This window comes from Vitiosangium sp. GDMCC 1.1324, from assembly GCF_003044305.1.
Taxonomy (GTDB): Bacteria; Myxococcota; Myxococcia; order Myxococcales; family Myxococcaceae; genus Archangium.
This window is the reverse complement of the sequence record NZ_PZOX01000002.1, coordinates 551,029-566,884: the sequence shown is the minus strand read 5'-3', so window position 1 is coordinate 566,884 and position 15,856 is coordinate 551,029. Positions and strand designations below refer to the sequence as shown.

The following is a 15,856-nucleotide window of genomic DNA, read 5'->3' as shown; positions in this document are numbered from 1 at the left end:
GTCGAATGACACACACCAAGTCCGGAGTGCGTCCGCTGCGCGGCAGGCCGAGGGTGGGAGGTGCGGGGGAGTGGGAGTCGGCTCGCGGAAGGTGGCTCCGTGTGCTGGTGCACGGATTCCGAACACGGGGGGCGCGAGATTACGGCCACACGGTCATCATGATCGCAGGAGAGGGAGAGCGGGAGATGGGGAGCGTCCTGCGCATGTTTTCACCGGCCAGTATCACCGAGAGCCCCGGCTTGGGGGGAGCCTCGCGGCGGCGGACCTCCACCTCGGCGGCGCCCTCCGGGACGGTGGCACTCGTCTTCACGGACGTGCAGGGCTCCACGCGGCTGTGGGAGCGGTGCAGCGCCGAGATGAGGAGGGCGCTGGAACTCCATGACGAGGTGCTGCGCTCCCTGCTGGAGGCGCACGGCGGCTACGAGGTGAAGACGCAGGGGGATGCTTTCATGGTGGCCTTCACCTCGGCGGTGGAGGCCGTGCGCTGGTGTCTGGCGGTACAGCAGGCGTTGCTGATCGCGCCCTGGCCGGAGGGGCTCCTGGTCGAGCCGGAGGCGGCGGAAGAGAGGAGCGTGGGCGGCGGGCTGGTGTACCGGGGCCTGCGGGTGCGCATGGGAGTGCACCTGGGCGAGCCCGAGTGCCGTTTCGACGAGCGGACAGGCCAGGTGGACTACTTCGGCCGGGTGGTGAACGTGGCGGCGCGCGTGGCGTCCGCGGGCCACGGCGGGCAGGTGCTGGTGAGTGGGCCGACCTGGGCTCGCGTGGAGGGAGAGGTGGCGTCGTTGGGCCAGCCCGTGGTGCGGGCGATGGGTGAGTACCACCTCAAGGGAATCGAGGAGGCCATCACGCTGGTGGAGGTGCTGCCCGCGTCGCTGGCGGAGCGGCGGTTCGAGGCGCTGCGGGTGCAGCGGGTGCGGCGCGGCCATGTCCCGAGCGAGTCGGGGGAGCTCGTCGGGAGGCAGGAGGAGCTGGCGCTGCTGCGGCGCAGCTTCGGCGAGGGGGCACGACTCGTCACCCTGCTGGGGCCGGGGGGCATGGGGAAGAGCCGGCTGGCCACCCGCTTCGGCAACCTGGAGCTGGAGGCGTGCACCTGGGAGGGCGGGGTGTGGATGTGCGAGCTGCCGGACGCGTCGACGGTGGACGACATCTGCCACGCCGTGGGTCAGGCACTGGGCGTCGCACTCAACCGCAGCGGGGAGGACAAGCCGACGGAGCGGCTGGGCCGGGTGCTGGCCGGGCGCGGAGAGGTGCTGGTCATCCTCGACAACGTGGAGCAGGTCGTTCATCACATGCCGGCCATGTTGGGCCGCTGGCGCGCGTTGGCTCCCCGGGCCCGGTTCCTCGTCACCTCGCGCGAGGCGCTGCTGCTCCCCGAGGAGCGGGTCATCGACCTGGCGCCGCTGGTGGTGCCCGAGGAGGGAGAGACGCACGCGGAGCGGCTCGTCCGCTGCGACTCGGTCCGTCTGTTCGTCCAACGGGCGCGTGCGGTGCGGGGGAGCTTCGAGCTGACGGACGCGGAGGCCCCGCTGGTGGCGGACATCGTGCGCAAGCTGGACGGCATCCCCCTGGCCATCGAGCTCGCGGCGGCGCGCACCAACCTGCTGGGAGTGGCTCAAATCCAGGAGCGGCTGTCCCGCCGCTTCGAGCTGCTGCGGGGAGGGCGGCGCGACGGCTCCGCGCGGCAGAGCACACTGTGGGGCGCCATCGACTGGTCGTGGAACCTGCTGGAGCCGGCGGAGCGCGCGGCGCTGGCGCAGTGCTCGGTGTTTCGCGGTGGCTTCTCCCTGGAGGCGGCCGAGGCGGTGCTCCTGTTTCCTCCCGGCGGGCCGGATGTGATGGAGATCATCCACTCGCTGCGCTCGAAGTCGTTGCTGCGGGCCTACGCGCCCGACGGGCTCTCCGGGGAGCTGCGGCTGGGCATGTACGAGAGCATCCGGCAGTACGCGTCTTCGCGGCTGGCGGAGCGGGGCGAGGGGACCATCCTGGCGTCACGTCACGCGGGCTGCTACCTGGCGCTGGCCCGCAGGCTGAGCGCGCGCATGAGAGGGGAGGGCGGAGAGCTGGCCTTCCGCCGGCTCGCGCTGGAGCGGGAGAACCTGCTGGCCGCGTGTGACAACGCGCTGGCGGTGGTGCCCGCCACCGAGGGCTCCCTGGAGCGGGCGCTGGGCGCGCTGGTGGCGTTGGAGCCGGACGTGACGGCCCGCGGCCCGGTGGGCATCACCCTGTCTCGGTTGGACCGGGCGCTGGAGCTGTCGGCCACCGTCGACGTGGAGCCGCTGCTGCGGGCCGAGGCGCTCGCGGTGCGGGGCCGGACACACCATGGCGCGGGCCAGCTCGCCGCCGCCTGGAGGGACATGGAGGCGGCCCGTTCCGCGTTCAGCGAGCTGGGCGCGATGGACCGGGAGAAGCGCGTCCTGGTGGACCTGAGCATCGTGGCCCGCGACGAGGGGGACATCGGCACGGCCTGGGAGCTGGTGAAGGAGGCCCAGGAGCTGCCCTCGGTGGGGGACCGGTGGATGGATGCGTACGCGGTGGGCAACCTGGGGATTCTCGAGCTGGGGCGGCACGGTGCTGGAGCGGCGCTGCCTCACCTGCGCACCGCGCTGGAGCTGTTCCGCGCCGTGGGAGATGTGGCGTTCGAGGTGGGCTTCCTCACCAACTACGCCATGGCGATTGGTGAGAGCGGAGGCACGGCGGAGGCGGTGGTCCTGCTGGAGGAGGCGATGGAGAAGGCCTCCCGCGTGGGAGATCGCGCGGGGCATGCGTTGGCGCGGGTGAACCTGGGCTGCTTCCTGCTCGATGCGGGCAGGGCAGCCGAGGCGCGCGAGCACCTGGAGGCCACCGTGTGCATGGGCCGGCAGCTCGGCATGCGCATCCTCGAGGGCGTCGCGCGGGGCGAGCTGGGAAGGGCCCTGGTGGCGCTCGGAGCGCTCGGGTCCGCGCGCACGTGCCTGGGGGAGTCCATCTCCATCCTGGACCGGGTGTCGCGCTGGCACGCGCTGCGCTTCACCGCGCACCTGGCCTCGGTGCAGGCGGCGCTCGGCGAGCTCACGGCCGCGCGGGAGGGCTTCGCGTCGCTGGAGGTCTCTCCCGAGATTTCGGGGGACACGGTGCTGCGCGAGCTGTCCTCGCTGCTGAGGGCCTCGCTGGACCTGGCCGAGGCGGCGAAGGCCACTCCGGGGAGCGAGGCGGAGCTGCTGTCGCTCTCGCAGGCGAGGCGGCGCGTGGAGCGGGCGCGGAGTGCTCCGGCGGAGGCGGCCTCGTCCGACTTGCGCGAGGCGCTCCGGGTGCTCGGCCGGGGCGTGCTGGGCGCGGGAGGGGACACCGCCCAGGCGTGAGCGGTGCCCCTCGGGGACTTCAGCGCGGCGCGGTCTTGCTCACGGCCTTGCCGCGGGTGCGGAGGAACTCCAGCACGCCCGGCTGGTTGCGCCGCTCCGACTCGATGCACAGCCGGATGGACTCGAGCGCGCGGGAGAGCGAGCGCGGCCCGCCTTCGATCTTCGCCACGCGAGGGCTCAACAGGGCCTCGGCCTCGGTGCGCCGCTGCTCGTCGCAGAGGTCTCCCACCATCGCGATGATTCCGTTGAGCTCGTCGGAGCGCAGCTTTCCGGCGAGCGTGTCGAAGTGCTGCTTGTAGAAGTCCCAGGCCTGCGCGCGTGACTCGGGGGTGAAGAAGGTGACGCCGAGGATGGAGCGCGTCTCGCGCACGTCGAACTCGTCCCCGGCCACCAGCGCGAGCGCCTCCTTCACGAGCGCCGGGTCGCGGAAGGCTCCCAGCATGGCGAGCAGCCGGGAGCGCTCGTTGCGGTCCTTCGCCGCGCGGGCCTGGGCGAGCACCGTGTCGAAGAGGGCCCGGTCGCCGCCGCGAGCCGCCACCTGCATGGCCATCCAGACGACTTCGGGGTTCACGGACTTGCGGTCCGCGAGCCAGGCCCGCGCGAGCCGCGCCGCCTCCTGATTGAGGGCCGGGTCTCCCGCGAAGGCCGCGCGTCCGACGACGAGGGAGCGCAGTTGCTTCACGTCATCGCCCTCGCCCGGCTTGGGTGTCCAGCCCAGGGCTCGGGCGCGAGGGCCATAGAGGTCGCGGATCCACGCCCGGTAGCGCTCGCGGTCGGCCTCGGGGAGCAGCTCCGGGTGGATGGAGGAGAGGAACTCGGCGCCTCGCTGGAGGATGAGCCGGTTGGAGTCCGTGGTGGTGGCGGGCACGAGCTTCAGGGCCTCGCCGAGCGGCACGTCTCCACGCTCCACGGCGGCCTTCACGTCGGCCAGGAAGGCGAGCCGCTCCGGGGTCGTCAGCGTCCCCTGGGGAGTGGAGAGCAGGCCCGCGAGCTGCTCGCGCGAGTAGCCCACACGGTAGTAGCCGGTGCCGCCCGCGTTGAGGAGGAGCCACGAGGGGCAGCCCTGGAGGGGCAGCTCCATCTCTCCCGTGGCGCTGGTGAGCACCGTGCAGGCGCGCGTGGAGTCCTTGCCCTTGCCCGCGCGCACGCACACGGGAATGCTCCACGTCTGCGTGGTGGTGCCCGTGGAGCCGGCGGGGAGGAAGCGCTCCTGCGAGAGCTTCAGCCTCGGAGCGGTGCCCGCCTTGCACTGCAGCTCGGCGGAGACGCGGGGCACGCCCGGCTGGTCGATGTAGCCGCGGAAGACACGGGCCGCGTCGGGCCCCAGCGACTCGCTCATCGTAGAGAGCAGGTCATCCGAGGTGGCCACCTGCCAGGCGTGCTTGCGCACGTGGATGCGCAGCATGTCGCGCACGCGCTCGTCACCGAGCCAGCCCTCGAGCATGGACAGCAGCGAGGCACCCTTGGCGTAGGTGGTGCCATTATCGAAGGAGCCGACGATGTCGTCGTTGGTGGCGATGGGCTTGCGCACGGGCGGCGTGGCGGTGAGCGAGTCCATCTCGAATGCGAACGCGGCGGAGCGGGCCTGGCCCTCCAGCGCGAAGCTCCACGCCGGGTCGAAGCGGTCGGTGATCTTCTGGTCGAGCCAGGAGGTGAGGGACTCGTTGAGCCAGATGTCGTCCCACCACCGGCAGGTGACGACGTCGCCGAACCAGTAGTGGCCCAGCTCGTGGATGGCGATGTTCGCGTAGCTCTTGCGGCGCTGCACCGTCTCCTCGCCGGGGCGGATGAGGGTGAGGGGCTGGCCGAGCGCGACGATGCCCGGGTGCTCCATGGTGCCCCAGTAGCGGGGGACCACGGCCACGTCGAGCTTCTCGTAGGGATAGGTCTGGTCGAAGAAGTCCTCGAGCAGGGTGATGATGCGCGGGGTGACGCTGGCCGCGTAGGCCGTCTCGGCGCCGCGGCCGTGGGGCACGATGAAGCGCAGGGGAACGTGGGCGCGCCCGATGGGGCCGCCGTCCACCAGGTCGAAGGGGCCGACCACGAAGGCCACGAGGTAGCTCGGCATGGGGCGGCTCTCGGCGAAGGTGATGCGCTTGAGCCCGCCGGGGAGCGGCTCCTCGGAGACGATGGCGTGGTTGGCGAGCGCCACGTGCTCCTGCTTCACCGTGAAGCGCAGACGCCAGGGCACCTTGAAGCCCGGCTCGTCGAAGCACGGGAAGGCGCGCCGCGCGTCGATGGGCTCGAAGAAGGTGTAGAGGTAGGACTCACCGCCTTCCTCCACGGCGTAGATGCCCTGGCTGCGCTCGCGGTCCGCGCGGCCGATGAAGGCGAGGGTGAGCTGATACGTGCCGGCCCCGAGCGTCTCGGGGAGCAGCAGGCCGAGCCGTCCTTCGCTGGCGGTGACGGTCTTGGCCTCCAGCGTGCGGCCTCCGGCGAGGACGCCCGCGTAGGTCACCTGGAGGTCCTGCGCGTGCAACCACACCTGACGCACGGGCTCACGGACCTCCACGTCGATGGTGACGGTGCCGGCATAGGTGGGCTCGGCGGGCAGGAGCGTCAGGTCCAGCGCGTAGCGCGCCGGCCGTACGGAGTCGGGCAGACGCAGCGTGGGAGGTTGGGGCTCGGGCCAGTCCGGAGTGGCGGCCACCGGCGCGGGAGCCGGGGTGGCCGCTGGGGCCTCGGGAGCGTGGGTACAGCGGAGGGAGACGAGTGCGACGAGTACGATGAGGGGCCAGCGCATGGTGCGCGGAGGCTACCTGCTCGGCTCCATCTGGAGAAACTCCAGCCGGTTGCCGAACGGGTCACGGCACTCGAAGCGGCGCATGCCGGGAATGGGGACGCCGTCCTCGGTGGCGATGCCAGCCTGCTCGAGGACTTGCCGCACCGCATCGAGGTCCTCCACCTCGAAGGCGGGGTGCGCCTTGGTGCGCAACCGCTCCACTCCGTCTTCGGTGCCGATGTGGACCTGGAAGCCGGAGAGCTGGAGCCAGAAGCCTCCTCGCCCCTTGAGGGCGTCCGGCTTCTCGCGCTCCGCCATGCCGAGGGTACCGCAGTAGAAGGCACGCGCCGCGTCTTCCATTCCCTTGGGGATGGTGAGCTGCACGTGGTCCAGCCGCAGGATCCGAACCGGAGGGGCCATGGGGCCCGCATGCTACCGGATGCGGAGGGATGAAGGTTTGCGTCCGAGTGAAGAAGCCGTCTTGGAGCTCGTGCTCTACCCCTGAGCTACCTCCCGGTGTGAAGTCGGGAGGGCCGGATTCGAACCGGCGGCCGCGAGAGTATGGGCTTGTAGGGCCGCTTCGGCCGGACGCGAATGCTGTCAGAAAGGGATGAAACGCCCGAGTGGGGAAGCCGTCGAAATGCTCGATGAAGAGTCGAGTGCCTTTACCATTTGGCTATCCCGGCGCATGGTGCCGGGAGTTGGATTCGAACCAACAGAGGTGCGTGTATGACCTCTCCGGACGGACGTTTCAAATCGTTCGCGGGGGCTCGGGCGAATCCGCCGTCGCCGCCGCCTATGCATGAAGAGACGCGGCACCCTGGCCGGACCTGACACTCCATTTCCACTGAATCCGCCGTGGAGTCCCGGACCGGGCTACGCTACGCCCCCGTGTCGTCAATCGAGAGAGAGGAGTCTGCGTGAGCGAGCGAGATCTGCTGATGATTCCCGGCCCCGTGGAGTTCGACCCGGAGGTACTGCGAGTACTGGGCGCGAAGACGGCCAGCCACGTGGCCCCCGAGTTCATCGCCGTCTTCGGCCGGGCGCTGAAGCGGTTGCGCGAGGTGTGCCTGGCGCCCTCGGCGCAGCCCTTCGTGGTGGCGGGCAGCGGCACGCTGGCCATGGAGCTGGCGGTGGCCAACCTGGTGGAGCCGGGCGAGCGAGCCCTGGTGGTGAACACCGGGTATTTCAGTGACCGGATGGCCACGCTGCTCGAGCGCTACGGGGCGGAGGTGGTGCAGGCGCGGTGCGCGCCGGGCGAGGCTCCGGACGTGGCGGAGGTGGAGAAGGTGTTGGCGGGTGGACGCTTCAAGGTGATGACGGTCACCCACGTGGACACGAGCACCGGGGTGCTGGCGCCGGTGGAGCCGCTGGTGAAGGCCGCGGACCGGCACGGGGTGTTGTCGGTGGTGGACGGGGTGTGCGCCACCGCGGGGGAGACGTTCCACCAGGAGGCGTGGGGCGCGGACGTGTACCTGACCGCGAGCCAGAAGGCGATTGGCGTGCCGCCGGGACTGGCATTGCTTACGGTGAGCCCGCGTGCCATGGCCGCGTGGAAGGCCCGGCGGACTCCGGTGCGCTCGCTGTACGCGGACTTCGGCGAGTGGCTCCCCATCATGGAGGCCTATGAGGCCGGCCGGGCCGCCTACTTCGCCACGCCGCCCGTCAACCTGGTGTGCGCCCTGGACGTGAGCCTGGGACAGATATTGCGCGAGGGGATGGAGGCGCGCTTCACGAGGCATCGCCGGATGGCCCATGCCTTCCGCGCCGCGTGGCGGGCGCTGGGGCTGCGGATGCTGCCGGTGTCCGAGTCCCTGGCCGCCCATACGCTCAGTGCCCTCTACTACCCGGAGGGATTGGACGCCGCGGTGCTCGGCCGTGCGCGGGAGCAGGGCGTGGTGCTGGCGGGTGGACTGCATCCGCAACTCAAGACGCGCTACTTCCGCGTTGGGCACATGAACGTGGTGGGCCCGGGCGATGTGCTGGCCACCGTGGGCGCGGTGGAGCGGGCGCTCGTGGCGGCGGGCCATCGTACGGAGCCGGGTGTGGCGGTGGCGGCCGCGCAGGCGGAGCTGCTCGCGGCGAAGTAGGACGTGCTGGCCCGGAGAAGCGTCTGGCCTGGGGAGCGGATGCTTCCCCGGGCTGGGGTTCTCCTCGCGGCTCTCGATTGCCTTCGGCTCGAAGCCACTCATTCACCACCGGTTTGGCCTCTTTTGTCGGACTGTGCGGGTATTACCTGGTCATGCCTCCACGTGGGGGCGTTTCCAGGAGGCGCGCACGATGAGGACACACCCGTGGGTGGTGTTGATGCTGATCATGGCCGTGCTGACCACCGGCTGCGCATCGTTGACGCCACCGCCGGAGCGGGGGAGAAACCTGGGCTACACGCCGCGCGAGGAGCTTCCGCGCGTTCTCGCCGCCCCATCACCCTCCTCCCTGTCGGAGCCCGAGGTAGAGGAGAGGCTGCACCGTCGCCGGGGCTCCCGCGAGGTCGTGACGGGGGCGGGCTCTGGGGAACGTGACGTCGCAGAGGCCGGGCGGCAGAGCGTCACACTGGCCCGTCAGGCGGTCCTCGGTGCTGTTCTCGAAGTGTCGGGCTCCACCCGCCGCATTTCGGGAGAGCTCTCCAGACTCAAGGCCAGCAAGTCGGGCATCGCCGGTCGACACGACGGCCTGTTCATCTCCTCCGTCGTCCAAGGCGAACGTCAACTGCGATGGATTGACGCCGAGCTCGCTGCCGCCACCCGGCTGTCCAACACGGCCTCGGAGGTGGATGACCCGGACATGCAGCTGGCCCTGCTGCGCCTGAGCGGCCCGAGGCTCGAGGCCGCCATGTTGGGCTCCATCCTGCTCGCCGTATGGGTCGACTTGCTCAACCTCGCCGACGTCGTGCTCGAGCAGTGCCCCTACTACAGCGTGGAGAGGCTGTTCGTGGACATGGAGCGCTTGCGGATGATGCTCGAGCCAACCATGACGGCGCTGGCCTCCGGGGAGCCAGGGCAGGTAGAGGCAGCGGCGGCCGATCTGCCCGCGTTGATAGGGCACCTCACCGGAGAGTTCGCCGCAACCCGAGAGGCGGTGCGAGTGGCGGCGAAGCAGTACGAGAAGGCCGTGCTGGTGGCGCAGCTCTTGGAGACGGCCACCATGGTATCGGCGATGAGGTTTTCGCTGCCCCGGCTACCACCGGCAGCGCCCGTCACGCTGGGAGTGGGACTGGTGGTGGGCGCCGACGGGGTGATGATGGGGACGCGGATTGTCGTCTCTGCCGAGTGGGTGGAGATGATGCGCCGGCTGGTGCGGGCGGGAGTCATCTCGATTCCCGTCGTGAGCGCCGCTGTGCGGATACACGCCGGCCAGGTGCTGATGGCGCAGGCACACGACGAGCTTCCACAGGGCGTGCGCGACGCGCTGGGCGATGGGCCCGAGGTGCGGGGCATGCGAGTGACGGGAAGAGCGGGGGCGGGCATGGCCGAGCCACCGCAGCACCATGTCCTGCCGCAAGAGTTCCGTGAGTGGTTCGAGAAGCGTGGTTTTACCGGCGAGATGGACATCCACCAGTTCTGTGTCGAGATGGAGCAGGCGCACCACGAGGCGATTCATGGTGGCGGTAACTGGCGCCTGGGTCGCATGTGGCCCGGCGAATGGAACCGGATGATCATGGATGCGCTATATCAAGCCGAGGCCAAGGCAGGCAGGATGCTGACGTGGAATGAGGTCTTGGACATCGTCGCGTATCGCATGCGGCGCTATGGTATCCCGATGGAGTTCACTCGCTGGAGAGGGCAATGAGCGGCGGACAGGCTTGGCGGGGCAACTGGAGGGTCCGCCTGTATGAGCGGGTTCGTGAGCGCGGTTACGATTCGCTCACCGCCTTCGCAAACGCCCGTCCCACCGCCTCGCTGGTGGCGCTGGCCGAGGAGCTTGGCGAGGAGGATGTCGTCGGGGTGCAAGTGTTGAGCGGGTTGCTCGCCGAGGCGGAGCAGCGCAAGCAGGTCACACGCTTTGTCCGCGATGTGCTTGTGCGCGAGCTGTCCGAGTGTCTTCCCGACGGCTGGCCGGCCTTACTGGATGACGCCAACCGCTTCAAGGTTGCCAAGGCGCTCGGCTCGTGGTTTGCCGACACCCCAGAAACCCATAGGGAGCGTGCCGATAAAGTTGGCGATGCGCTCCTCGCCACGCCGCCGCCACCTGGGTGGCGCCCGCTGGGGCCTGACGATGAGCTGCTGCTCACGCTCCTGCCCGACGAGGAAGTCTGAACTTCACCCCCTGGAGAGGACAATGAGCGAGGACCGTTCCTGGGAGGGCAACTGGGTAGTGCGCCTGTACGAGCGGGTCCGCGAGCGCGGCTACGATTCGCTCACCGCCTTCGCTGAGGCGCGCCCCACCGCTTCGCTGGTGGCGTTGGCCGAGGAGCTTGGTCCGGACGATGTTGCCGGGGTGCAGGTGTTCCGCGGACTGGTGGCCGAAGCGGAGCGAAGCCGCCGGGTCACGCGTTTGGTACGCGGGCAACTCGTGCGCGAATTGTCCGAGCAGCTCCCGAACGGCTGGCCGGCCGTGCTGGACGACGCCAACAGGTTCGACGTCGCTCATGCACTTGCCCGTTGGGGCACCTTCACCCCAGAAACTCATCAGGAGCGCGTCGAGCAGGCTAAGGCAGCGCTCCGTGCTTCTCCGCCTCCGCCCGGTTGGCGGCCACTCGGCCCCGACGACGAGCTACTGTTAACGCTCCTTCCTGATAAGGAAGTCTGAAATTCACCCCTGGAGAGGAAAGTGACTGACGGACGTTCCTGGCAGGGCAACTGGAAGGTGCGCCTGTATGAGCGGGCCCGCGAGCGAGGTTATGATTCTCTCACGGCCTTCGCTGATGCGCGCCCCACCGCCTCTTTGGTGGCGCTGGCCGAGGAGCTTGGCGAGGACGACGTCAACGCAGTGCAGGTGTTCAGTGGGTTGGTGGCCGAGGCGGAGCGGAGCCATCGGCTCACACGCTTGGTGCGCGGCCAGCTCGTGCGCGAACTGTCCGAAGGTCTCCCCAACGGCTGGCCGGCCGTACTGGACGATGCTAACCGTTTCAAGGTTGCCAGGACGCTCGGTTTGTGGACCTCCTACACTCCAGAGACTCATAGGGAGCGCGTAAGGCGGATCGGTGATGCTCTCCTCGCCACGCCGCCGCCGCCCGGGTGGCGCCCGCTCGGTCCTGACGATGAGTTGCTGCGCTCGCTCCTGCCCGACGAGGAAGTCTGAACCCCACCTTTGGAGAGGGCGATGAGTGACGGACGTACCTGGCGGGGCAACTGGAGGGTCTGCCTGTATGAGCGGGTCCGCGAGCGTGGTTTCGCTTCGCTCACGACCTTCGCCGAGGCGCGCCCTGCAGTTCCGCTGTATGTGCTGGCCGAGGAGCTAGGCAAGGACATCGCAGGGGTGCAAGTGTTGAGGGGGTTGCTCGCCGAGGCGGAGCAGCGCAAGCAGGTCTCACGGTTGGTTCGCGATGTGTTCGTGCGCCAGCTGTCCCAGAGTCTCCCTGACGGTTGGCCGGCCGTGATGGACGATGCAAACCGTTTCAAAGTTGCCAAGGCACTTGGCTTATGGTTTGCCTTCACCCCAGAGACCCACAAGGAGTGCGTCGATCGGGTAGGTGATGCGCTTCTCGCAACACCACCGCCGCCAGGTTGGCGCCCGCTCGGGCCCGACGACGAGTTGCTCCGCACTCTCTTGCCCGATGAGGAAGTCTGAACTTCACCCCCTGGAGAGGGCGATGAACGAGGGACGTACCTGGCGGGGCAACTGGAGGGTCCGCCTGTATGAGCGGGTGCGCGAGCGCGGTTATGATTCGCTCACGGCCTTCGCCGAAGCGCGCCCTACCGCCTCGCTGGTGACGCTGGCGGAAGAACTTGGAGAGGATGACATCAACGCAGTGCAGATTTTCAGCGGGTTGGTCGCTGAGGCGGAGCGGAGTCGTCGGATCATACGTTTGGTGCGCAGTCAACTCGTGCGCGAGCTGGCCGAAGCACTCCCGAATGGCTGGCCGGCCGTGCTTGACGATGCAAACCGCTTCAAGGTCGCCGTGGCACTCGCCCGTTGGAGTACCTACACCCCAGAAACTCATGAGGAGCGCGCCGATCAAGTCGGTGATGCGCTCCTCGCCACGCCGCCGCCGCCCGGGTGGCGCCCGCTCGGTCCCGACGACGAGCTGCTGCGCACGCTCCTGCCTGACGAGGAAGTCTGAACCCCCATCCCTGGAGAGGGCGATGAGCGACGGACGTACCTGGCAGGGCTATTGGAGGGTCCGCCTATATGAGCGGGTCCGTGAACGGGGTTTCGATTCCGTCACTGCATTCGCCGAGTCGCGCCCTACCGCCTCGCTGGTGGCGCTGCCCGAGGAGCTTGGCAAGGATGACGTCGCCGGGGCGCAGGTGTTTGGCGTGCTGGTTGACGAGGCAGAGCGGACCCATCGGCTCACACGACTGGTACGCGGCCAGCTCGTGCGCGAGCTGTCCCAGAGTCTCCCCGACGGTTGGCCGACCGAGATGGACGACGCAATCCGTTTCAAGGTTGCCAAGGCTCTCGGCCTGTGGACTTCCTTCACTCCAGAAACGCATAAGGAACGCGTAAGGCAGGCCAGGGCCGTGCTCCTCGCCACGCCTCCGCCGCCTGGTTGGCGCCCACTCGGGCCTGACGACGAATTGCTGCTAACGCTCTTGCCCGACGAAGAAGTCTGACCCCCCCTGCCTACGGTTTGAGCCAGTCCGGCAGATGCTCAGGGGAACGTGATGTCATCGAGAGTCAAGGTCATCTCGTTGGTGCCCTCCCTCATTTCCAATCTGAGCTGATATGGGGTGCAGAACTCACGAACATCCACATGGGTCTCCATCAGGATGCGCACATCGGCATCGGAAGAGTCAGGAGCCTGCCACACGTCAACCTTGATGTAGGCATCGCTAGAGCATTTCAACGATGCTCGTGTAGCGGACCATGAAGCGCTGGTACGAGGGGCAACCCACTCTAACTGGAGCATCACGTGCACTCTGGATGGGTCCTTGGGCGGAGTGCTCCGGTAGCTGTTGAGCCGCAAGAGAGCACCCCATTCAGGTAGCCATATGACGTGTCCTCTGAGATCTCGGACGGAGGTATCACTCTCGCCTGTCATTTTTGAGAGAGCCATATCCGTGAGGCCGCCCTCTGGAGGATGTTTCTCTCGAGGGGAGGCGGGTTCCGCTTGATGCGGCTCAATGGCTTCCGGCTGGAGGGGTTGAGCCAAAGGCAGGGAGGAGGCAAGCTCCGCGCCGACGCAGGCATCGTGAGGTTCCTGCGGTGGGCTCGAAGTCAGCTCGATGCGGTGCCTGATTCGCTCACACGCATGCACTCCCGGGGAGGGAGCACTTCCCGTAAGCAGGGCCAGGGTCAGAAGGGGCGCGAGGATCACGTGCGGACCGTTTGCCAGCAGAGAGCGCGTGGGCTAGTGGAACTTATCCACGGCCTTCAGCTGGATGTTGGGCACAGAGAGGACACCCGTCCTCGGTCTTTGCGGATCCACTCCCAGGTAGGGAGCGCCGAGCTCACCGTTGTGCCAGACCTCCACGCACAGCTTGTCGCGCGTTGGGACTTTCGGATTGGGGTGGCCGAAATTGTGAAACCGGGTGTAGATGCGGTTCCCAATGACGACGCTCGATCCGCCAAAGAACCCATTGGCTGGCAATGACCCCCATTGAGTCTGGAGCTCAAGGGATGTCTGGTCCAGATCGACCGCTGCCTGCTCCTTTTTCATATTTGTTCTGTTGATGATCTCGTGGAAGGGGTTGTCGTGGACGCTCCCGACGGGGATGCCCTTCTTCTTCATGTTCTCGGCCCATTCGGGCTTGCATTCCAACACCAGTTCCACAGCTCTCTTCTGAGGCCCTTTCTCTCTGTCGTGGTAGTCGATGAAGGCCTTCTGGACGAGCGAGGGCGTGGTGCAGCCAGCTGCGACGGCGGCTGCGCCGGCGAGGCTCAGGCAAAGCATTCTCTTGTCCTTCGGCGGTGCCTTCTCGGTCTGGGTGGGGGGGGAGTCCTTCTGTGGAGTCTTCTTCACGCGCATGTCTTCCTCGCTGTGTCTGGCGTTGATGACGGGCGCTGAAAGGACTTTCCCGTTGAGCGCCGCGTCTTCACCACCATCAGGCTGTTTCAGCGCGGACGCGACATCTCGGACAAAAGTGTCCCAGTGTATGGGAAAGGGCTTGGGTGACATCGGAGGTTGGGTCGGACGTACTACCTTCGAGGACATGTCCGTCATCCGCGAGAGGTGCGGCCACAGCACCGGGGTCAGGACGAGGCATCCCAGCGCCAGCGCCGGCAGGTACCACGGGCGCCGTGTCGCGGAGCGCATGGAGGCCGCAGGCGGAGCATGCTCGAGGCCGGGGGGGCTGCCCTCCAGCGCGGGAGTTTGTTCTGGCGCGGGGGTCTGCTCTGGCGCGAGGGGTTGCTCCGGCGTAGGGGCGTCCTCCGGTGCGGGAGTCTTCTCCTTCCTCGGCGCGGCGCCTCGTCTCCGCTGTTGCCTCGCGAGCCTCGCCAGCCGCAATGGCAGATCCTGCCCCTGCGCCTCGGGTTCCTGCGGACGGGTGGTGACGTTGTGGGGGGCATGGGGCTCGAACAGGGGCGTGCGCCACGTCTCGTCCGCCTTCGCCTTCAGCGCGGCCAGCTCCGCGTGCAGTTCGTCCGCGTCCGCGTACCGGGCCCCGGGTGACTTCTCCAGCATGCGCAGGCACACCCGGACCAGCTCCTCGGGCGCCAGGGGGTTGTGCTGGCTCGGGGGCTCGGGGGTCTTGTTGAGCACGGCCGTGCCGACCGCGAGAAAGTCCCCGCCCGTGAACGGCAGCCGGTCCGTCAGCAGCCAGTAGAGTTGGACGCCCACTGCCCACAGGTCATCCGAGGGCATCGGCCGGTAGCGCGCCCCGTCCTCTCCCACGTGGCGCCGGAAGTAGTCCCAGGCCTCGGGGCTGCGGTACTCCGCGGTGCCCGGCGGCAGTCCCGAGGAGGTCAGCGTGGGCGCTCCCGGGTAGGCCCCCGCTCCGAAGTCCACCAGCACCGGCCGGCCGTCCGAGGTTCGCACCAGGATGTTGCTCATCTTCACGTCCCGGTGCACCACGCCCGCGGCGTGTACCGCGCCGAGCGCCTCCAGCAGGGGCAGCATCAGCTCCACCACCTCGAGCGCCGACGGGTTGTACTGACGCGCCCACTCGTCCACGGGCAGCCCGTCCACGTGCTCCATGAGGAGGACTCGGAAGGAGGGCTCGTCCTCCGGCCAGTCGACGTAGCCCAGCAGCCGCACCACGTGGGGGTGCTTCAGCCGGCGGAGCACGTCCACCTCCCGCTCCTCCCAGCCCTCCGAGGTCTCCAGGGCCAGCAGCTTCAGCGCGACGACGCTCCTGCCGCTGCGCGCCCGGTACACCGTGCCGTAGCCCCCCGCTCCCAGCCGGGTCTCCACCCTGTAGCCGGCCACCTGGGCTCCCACGGTCAGCTCGGGCCGGGGTTGCCGGCGCGCGCCCGGACGGTTGCCGGGGCGGCTGGAGCGGGTCGGGCGCGGGGCGTCCTCAGCCATGGGTGGCTCCTCCTGGCTGGAGCGGGCCGGATGCCCTCGGGAGTCGTCTGTTTCGAGGCGGGTGGCGGAGCACCTGGGGCTGGCGAGCCCCGCACATGAGTCGACAAGTCATGGTGCGCGACACTACTCACGGAATCACCCCGAGGGCTACTGCTCAGGTCAGGTGGACTCGCGGGCCGGGGGCTCCTGGGAGGTCAGACGCCTGGAGCCGGGCGAGCCTCCGTC

At 68.7% G+C, this 15,856-nt stretch carries 12 protein-coding genes; 9 read left to right on the top strand and 3 right to left on the bottom strand.

Annotated elements, in window-relative coordinates; genetic code table 11:
• The first annotated feature begins 185 nt into the window (after nucleotides 1-185).
• Nucleotides 186-3,338: an adenylate/guanylate cyclase domain-containing protein gene (locus DAT35_RS06770; protein ID WP_233261325.1), complete on the top strand. Its 3,153-nt coding sequence runs from the start codon at nucleotides 186-188 to the stop codon at nucleotides 3,336-3,338.
• A gap of 19 nt (nucleotides 3,339-3,357) precedes the next feature.
• Here DAT35_RS06770 and DAT35_RS06765 read toward each other — a convergent pair whose 3' ends face one another.
• Together DAT35_RS06765 and DAT35_RS06760 are read right to left on the bottom strand one after the other, a co-directional pair.
• Nucleotides 3,358-6,081, bottom strand: a complete 2,724-nt coding sequence (locus DAT35_RS06765; protein WP_108066064.1) for a M1 family metallopeptidase — start codon at nucleotides 6,079-6,081, stop codon at nucleotides 3,358-3,360.
• A 12-nt stretch (nucleotides 6,082-6,093) separates the two neighbouring features.
• Nucleotides 6,094-6,480: a VOC family protein gene (locus tag DAT35_RS06760; RefSeq protein ID WP_108066063.1), complete on the bottom strand. Its 387-nt coding sequence runs from the start codon at nucleotides 6,478-6,480 to the stop codon at nucleotides 6,094-6,096.
• A gap of 521 nt (nucleotides 6,481-7,001) precedes the next feature.
• Between DAT35_RS06760 and DAT35_RS06755 the strand changes: the two genes are divergently transcribed.
• The 8 genes from DAT35_RS06755 (at nucleotide 7,002) to DAT35_RS06720 (ending at nucleotide 12,776) form a co-directional block, all read left to right on the top strand.
• Entirely contained in the window at nucleotides 7,002-8,150 is a 1,149-nt protein-coding gene (locus tag DAT35_RS06755) for an alanine--glyoxylate aminotransferase family protein (protein WP_108066431.1), read from the top strand.
• A gap of 190 nt (nucleotides 8,151-8,340) precedes the next feature.
• Nucleotides 8,341-9,849, top strand: coding sequence for a DUF2380 domain-containing protein (locus tag DAT35_RS06750; protein WP_108066062.1), 1,509 nt, complete (start codon nucleotides 8,341-8,343; stop codon nucleotides 9,847-9,849).
• The gene (locus DAT35_RS06745; RefSeq protein WP_108066061.1) at nucleotides 9,846-10,316 is read left to right on the top strand and encodes an NUDIX hydrolase; all 471 of its coding nucleotides are present in this window, start codon (nucleotides 9,846-9,848) and stop codon (nucleotides 10,314-10,316) included. The genes DAT35_RS06750 and DAT35_RS06745 overlap by 4 nt, the downstream gene beginning before the upstream one ends.
• Before the next feature lie 22 nt (nucleotides 10,317-10,338).
• Entirely contained in the window at nucleotides 10,339-10,809 is a 471-nt protein-coding gene (locus tag DAT35_RS06740) for an NUDIX hydrolase (protein ID WP_108066060.1), read from the top strand.
• 21 nt (nucleotides 10,810-10,830) lie between these two features.
• A complete protein-coding gene (locus DAT35_RS06735) occupies nucleotides 10,831-11,301 on the top strand; it encodes an NUDIX hydrolase (RefSeq protein ID WP_108066059.1) in 471 nt (156 codons plus the stop codon).
• Between the two features lie 21 nt (nucleotides 11,302-11,322).
• A complete protein-coding gene (locus DAT35_RS06730) occupies nucleotides 11,323-11,790 on the top strand; it encodes an NUDIX hydrolase (RefSeq protein WP_108066058.1) in 468 nt (155 codons plus the stop codon).
• A 22-nt stretch (nucleotides 11,791-11,812) separates the two neighbouring features.
• Nucleotides 11,813-12,283 (top strand): NUDIX hydrolase, encoded by a 471-nt coding sequence (locus DAT35_RS06725; RefSeq protein WP_108066057.1) that lies wholly within the window; start codon nucleotides 11,813-11,815, stop codon nucleotides 12,281-12,283.
• 22 nt (nucleotides 12,284-12,305) lie between these two features.
• Nucleotides 12,306-12,776: an NUDIX hydrolase gene (locus DAT35_RS06720; RefSeq protein WP_108066056.1), complete on the top strand. Its 471-nt coding sequence runs from the start codon at nucleotides 12,306-12,308 to the stop codon at nucleotides 12,774-12,776.
• A 737-nt stretch (nucleotides 12,777-13,513) separates the two neighbouring features.
• Here DAT35_RS06720 and DAT35_RS06710 read toward each other — a convergent pair.
• Nucleotides 13,514-15,631 (bottom strand): serine/threonine-protein kinase, encoded by a 2,118-nt coding sequence (locus tag DAT35_RS06710; protein WP_108066054.1) that lies wholly within the window; start codon nucleotides 15,629-15,631, stop codon nucleotides 13,514-13,516.
• Nucleotides 15,632-15,856 lie beyond the last annotated feature (225 nt).

Coding starts and splice junctions, on each gene's coding strand:
- DAT35_RS06770 (WP_233261325.1), top strand. CDS start 186: ATGGGGAGCGTCCTGCGCATGTTTTCACCGGCCAGTATCACCGAGAGC.
- DAT35_RS06765 (WP_108066064.1), bottom strand. CDS start 6,081: ATGCGCTGGCCCCTCATCGTACTCGTCGCACTCGTCTCCCTCCGCTGT.
- DAT35_RS06760 (WP_108066063.1), bottom strand. CDS start 6,480: ATGGCCCCTCCGGTTCGGATCCTGCGGCTGGACCACGTGCAGCTCACC.
- DAT35_RS06755 (WP_108066431.1), top strand. CDS start 7,002: ATGATTCCCGGCCCCGTGGAGTTCGACCCGGAGGTACTGCGAGTACTG.
- DAT35_RS06750 (WP_108066062.1), top strand. CDS start 8,341: ATGAGGACACACCCGTGGGTGGTGTTGATGCTGATCATGGCCGTGCTG.
- DAT35_RS06745 (WP_108066061.1), top strand. CDS start 9,846: ATGAGCGGCGGACAGGCTTGGCGGGGCAACTGGAGGGTCCGCCTGTAT.
- DAT35_RS06740 (WP_108066060.1), top strand. CDS start 10,339: ATGAGCGAGGACCGTTCCTGGGAGGGCAACTGGGTAGTGCGCCTGTAC.
- DAT35_RS06730 (WP_108066058.1), top strand. CDS start 11,323: ATGAGTGACGGACGTACCTGGCGGGGCAACTGGAGGGTCTGCCTGTAT.
- DAT35_RS06725 (WP_108066057.1), top strand. CDS start 11,813: ATGAACGAGGGACGTACCTGGCGGGGCAACTGGAGGGTCCGCCTGTAT.
- DAT35_RS06720 (WP_108066056.1), top strand. CDS start 12,306: ATGAGCGACGGACGTACCTGGCAGGGCTATTGGAGGGTCCGCCTATAT.
- DAT35_RS06710 (WP_108066054.1), bottom strand. CDS start 15,631: ATGGCTGAGGACGCCCCGCGCCCGACCCGCTCCAGCCGCCCCGGCAAC.